The organism is Lentibacillus sp. L22 (assembly GCF_040812445.1).
Classification (GTDB): Bacteria; Bacillota; Bacilli; order Bacillales; family Amphibacillaceae; genus Lentibacillus_C; species Lentibacillus_C daqui.
The window spans coordinates 1-4,885 of record NZ_JBFNXI010000078.1 but is presented as its reverse complement, the minus strand read 5'-3'; the positions used below and the strand labels follow the sequence as shown (position 1 = coordinate 4,885).

At 41.5% G+C, this 4,885-nt stretch carries 3 protein-coding genes; all 3 read left to right on the top strand.

All coding sequences use genetic code 11. From position 1 onward, the window contains the following. The first annotated feature begins 362 nt into the window (after positions 1 to 362). The 3 genes from secA (at position 363) to cccB (ending at position 4,794) form a co-directional block, all read left to right on the top strand. Positions 363 to 2,876 carry a preprotein translocase subunit SecA gene (secA, locus tag ABRT01_RS17875; RefSeq protein WP_367749087.1) on the top strand — a complete coding sequence of 838 codons (2,514 nt, stop codon included), beginning with the start codon at positions 363 to 365 and terminating at the stop codon, positions 2,874 to 2,876. 267 nt (positions 2,877 to 3,143) lie between these two features. Beyond that, positions 3,144 to 4,245 (top strand): peptide chain release factor 2 gene (gene prfB, locus ABRT01_RS17870; RefSeq protein ID WP_269411820.1). Its coding sequence is split into 2 segments (ribosomal slippage): positions 3,144 to 3,215 and positions 3,217 to 4,245, totalling 1,101 coding nucleotides; the frame shifts between segments, so codons are not numbered across the junction. A gap of 180 nt (positions 4,246 to 4,425) precedes the next feature. Further along, complete coding sequence (cccB, locus tag ABRT01_RS17865; RefSeq protein WP_269411821.1) at positions 4,426 to 4,794, top strand: cytochrome c551; 369 nt, start codon at positions 4,426 to 4,428, stop codon at positions 4,792 to 4,794. Positions 4,795 to 4,885 lie beyond the last annotated feature (91 nt).

Sequence of the window (4,885 nt, the reverse complement as noted above, 5' to 3'; positions counted from 1 at the left end):
AAAAAAATAAAGCCATCACAGGCTTTAAAGGCAATTTCTGATTATGTAGGTGTCAAACTCCCGGCTGTTTTTTGTTTTCATAGGCGCCCAAACATGCAAATGACGAACATATGATAGACGATTCAGTTGTCACTTTTATGAAGAAAGTGTTATTATTGATCATGGACTATCGTAGTATAAGGGTGTGTTCAAAAAGGAGGATAAAAAAATCGAGGCCGGCTAAGGTCTCGGGCGTTCTGTTGCAACGCCGACAATAGTACGTCGAATTTCGGGACAGTTGAAATTCGAAATGTCATTTTTACCCGGATGTTTTGAACAGTCTCTTTGAGTGACGATTTTTACCTTGCGAGGAGCGTTTTATTATGCCAGGATTATTGCAAAAAATTTTTGGTGATGGAAATCAAAAACAACTTAACAAATATCAAAAAACAGTAGATAAGATAGATGCATTAGAACCAGAATATGAAAAATTTACCGATAATGATTTAAAAAATAAGACGGAAGAATTTAAGGAGCGGTATCAGAACGGCGAATCACTTGACGACATGTTGGTGGAGGCATATGCCGTTGTACGGGAAGCCTCCAAACGTGTCCTTGGTATGCGTCCGTTTCCGGTTCAATTACTAGGTGCGGTTGCCCTTCACGAAGGAAATATAGCCGAAATGAAAACCGGGGAAGGGAAAACACTCGCTTCAACATTGCCAGCCTATTTAAATGCACTTTCCGGTAAAGGGGTTCATATTGTAACCGTTAATGACTATCTGGCTGACCGTGATGCACGGGAAATGGGAGAGTTATTCGGATTTCTCGGTTTGACAGTAGGTTTAAACGGTAACGGGCTGTCAAAAGAAGAAAAACGGGATGCTTATTATTGTGATATCACATATGGAACCAATAATGAGTATGGATTTGATTACCTGCGTGATAACATGGTGCTTTACAAAGAGGAGATGGTACAACGTCCGCTCAATTTTGCTATCATTGACGAGGTCGACTCCATTTTGATTGATGAAGCGAGAACGCCATTAATTATTTCTGGCTCAGCGCAAAAGTCTGCCTCGATGTACCAACAGGCAAATTCCTTTGTCAGTACGTTGAAAAATGAAACTGATTATACGTATGACGAGAAGACGAAGGGTGTACAATTGACAGAGGAAGGGATCAATAAGGCAGAACGTTATTTTTCGATTGATAACCTGTTTGATTTAAATCACGTCACATTGACCCATCATATCAACCAAGCATTGAAGGCACATGTTTCCATGCATCGAGATACGGATTACGTGGTTCAGGAAGGCGAGGTTGTCATTGTTGATCAATTTACTGGCCGACTGATGAAAGGCCGTCGTTATAGTGATGGCCTTCATCAGGCAATTGAGGCGAAAGAGGGTCTGCAAATTCAAAATGAAAGCATGACCCTTGCATCCATTACCTTCCAAAATTATTTCCGGATGTATCAGAAGCTGTCCGGGATGACTGGTACAGCAAAAACGGAGGAAGAGGAATTTCGCAGCATTTATAATATGGATGTTATTACGATTCCAACCAATAAACCAATTATCCGTGAGGACCGGGCCGATTTAATTTATAAAACAATGGATGGCAAGTTTAAGGCGGTTGCAGAAGATATTAAGGAGCGGCATGAAAAAGGACAGCCTGTTCTAGTTGGAACTGTAGCTGTTGAAACATCAGAATTAATCTCCAACTTGCTAAAGCGAATGGGTGTTAAACATGATGTCTTAAATGCCAAAAACCACTTTAGAGAAGCGGAAATTATTGAGAATGCCGGTGAGAAAGGCGCTGTAACAATTGCTACCAATATGGCCGGACGTGGAACAGATATTAAACTTGGTGAAGGCGTCAAGGAACTTGGCGGACTGGCGGTCATCGGTACGGAGCGGCATGAGTCACGCCGGATTGATAATCAGTTGCGTGGTCGTTCCGGACGACAAGGCGACCCAGGAATTACACAGTTTTATTTATCCATGGAAGATGAGTTAATGCGCCGATTTGGTTCTGATAATCTCCGTTCAATGATGGAGCGGCTGGGGATGGATGATACACAGCCAATTGAAAGCAAAATGGTTTCCAGGGCAGTTGAATCCGCGCAAAAACGAGTAGAGGGTAATAACTTTGATGCACGTAAAACGGTGTTATCCTATGATGATGTGCTTCGTGAACAGCGGGAAATCATTTACAAGCAACGGTTTGACGTGATTGACTCAGAAAATTTACGGGAAATCATTGAAGGAATGATCCAATCTACCGTTGAACGTGTCGTCCAGTCACACACAGCAGATGATTTGGATGAAAACTGGGAATTAACTGCAATTGTTGATTATTTACATGGAAACCTATTGGATCCGGAAGATATTTCAGCAGATGATTTGCTTGGTAAAGAACCAGAGGAAATGGTTGAGCAAATCATGGAGATTCTGAAAAGGAAATATGATGAGAAAGAAGAAGAAATATCACCGGAACAAATGCGCGAATTTGAAAAAGTCATTTTGCTGCGGACAGTTGATAGCAAATGGATGGATCATATCGATCAGATGGATCAATTACGACAAGGTATCCATTTACGAGCATATGGGCAAAATGATCCTTTACAGGAGTATCAGGCGGAAGGATTCCACATGTTTGAACAAATGGTCACAGCAATTGAGGAAGAAGTCTCCAAATATGTGATGAAGGCACAAATTCGCCAAAACCTACAGCGACAGGAAGTTGTCAAAAACACCCAAGCAGTTTCCGGTGGAGAAGATAATGATAAAAAGAAATCAAAAAAACCGTATGTGAAAAAAGAACGTATAGGCAGGAATGACCCATGTCCATGCGGAAGCGGCAAAAAATATAAAAATTGCCATGGTCGCTAAGGATGGAAATAGATAGACAAGGCCGAAGCGCTCACGCAATAGCTCAAAAACACTCCCGAATCAAGGGAGTGTTTTTCCGAGAATATACAAACTAATAGGGGTGTTCAAAAGGAGGGTAAAAAGGACCAAGAGGTTCAAGGCGGCGTAGCTTTGAGCACCGGAGTGTACATAGAGGTACATGAGGAGCGGAAAAGCAAGCCAACGCTGAAATTCGAAGCGTCATTTTTACCGGACTTTTTGAATTTCCTCTAATAATGAGGTGACAGGATGGAACTAACAGAAATCAACCATGAATTAGAAAAAATAAAGGCGCGTATTGCCGATTTTAGGGGGTCTCTTTGACTTAGAGGCAAAAGAGGACCGGATAAAAGAGTTGGAATTGCAAATGACTGACCCTGGTTTTTGGGATCATCCCAACGAGGCGCAAAAAGTGATTAATGAAACAAACGGGCTAAAGAATTATGTTGACCGGTTTGCTGAATTGGAGGCAAAACTGGACGATCTGGAGGTTAGTTATGAATTAGTAAAAGAGGAAAATGATCCCGATCTATTTGCTGAACTAGAAGATGGGATGAATGACCTGCAGGAAAGTGTTAATCAGTTTGAATTGCAATTGTTGTTAAGTGAACCATATGATGCCAATAATGCCTTACTTGAGCTTCATCCCGGTGCTGGCGGAACAGAATCACAGGACTGGGCCAGCATGCTACTGCGGATGTATCAGCGCTGGGCCGAAAGTAAAGGATTTCAGGTTGAAACACTTGATTATTTGCCTGGGGATGAGGCAGGGGTTAAAAGTGTAACGCTATTTATTAAAGGTCATAATGCCTACGGGTATCTTAAGGCGGAAAAGGGCGTTCATCGTCTGGTACGAATATCTCCTTTTGATTCGTCCGGAAGAAGACATACATCATTTGTTTCCTGCGATGTTACACCTGAGTTTAATGATGAAGTGGAAATAGATATTAACAATGAAGATTTGAAAATTGATACGTACCGTTCCAGCGGTGCAGGCGGCCAGCATGTAAACAAGACAGATTCTGCAGTCAGAATTACCCATTTGCCAACCAATATCGTGGTGACCTGCCAATCAGAACGTTCACAGATACAAAACCGGGAACAAGCAATGAAAATGCTCAAATCAAAATTGTATCAATTGGAAATCGAACGTCAGCAACAAGAATTAAATGAAATTCGCGGTGAACAAAAAGAAATTGGCTGGGGCAGTCAAATTCGATCCTATGTTTTTCACCCGTATTCCATGGTCAAGGATCATCGAACCAATGTAGAGGTCGGGAATGCGCAAGGTGTTATTGATGGTGATTTGGATCCATTTATTGATGCATATTTACGCTCGCAAATGAAGTGAAAACCATTCCCGGCATATACGTGAATTTGTCGGTAATTTGTCATAATCTGTATAAGTGTTGCTATTGATGCATTTTGGTCGCTTTTTCAATGCCCAATGGAAAATCAAGGGTTTTAAAATTTGGCAAATGGGTTACAATATCCTTGATAGTAAAATTCTTTTTGTTAGGGGGATTTTAAAGTGAAGAAATGGTTATTAGCGGTTCTTTTTGGTACCGCCCTTGTACTCGGAGCTTGCGGTGGCGGCGGGGATGACAACGCAGGCAATGACAACGGGAACAATAATGCCAAGGAAGAAAATAATGGTGGCAATGTAGACGAGCAAGCTGCAGAGGATGCTTTCCAAAGTAATTGTGCTTCTTGTCACGGCTCTGATTTATCTGGCCAAAGCGGTCCTAACTTGCAAAAAGTAGGATCAAAATATTCCAAGGATGAAATTGCTGACATTATTGAAAATGGTAAAGAAGGCGACCAAGGAACAATGCCAGCAGGAATGGCTACTGGTGACGATGTTGATCTAATCGCTTCTTGGCTGGCACAAAAGAAATAAGAAGATTTTAGGGAAGAGGCTGGGACATAACTAGCCAAAAATAGTAAATAAAAAGGTTCCAAGCAAATCAAAAGTTTGCTTGGAACCTTTT

Coding starts and splice junctions, on each gene's coding strand:
- secA (WP_367749087.1), top strand. CDS start 363: ATGCCAGGATTATTGCAAAAAATTTTTGGTGATGGAAATCAAAAACAA.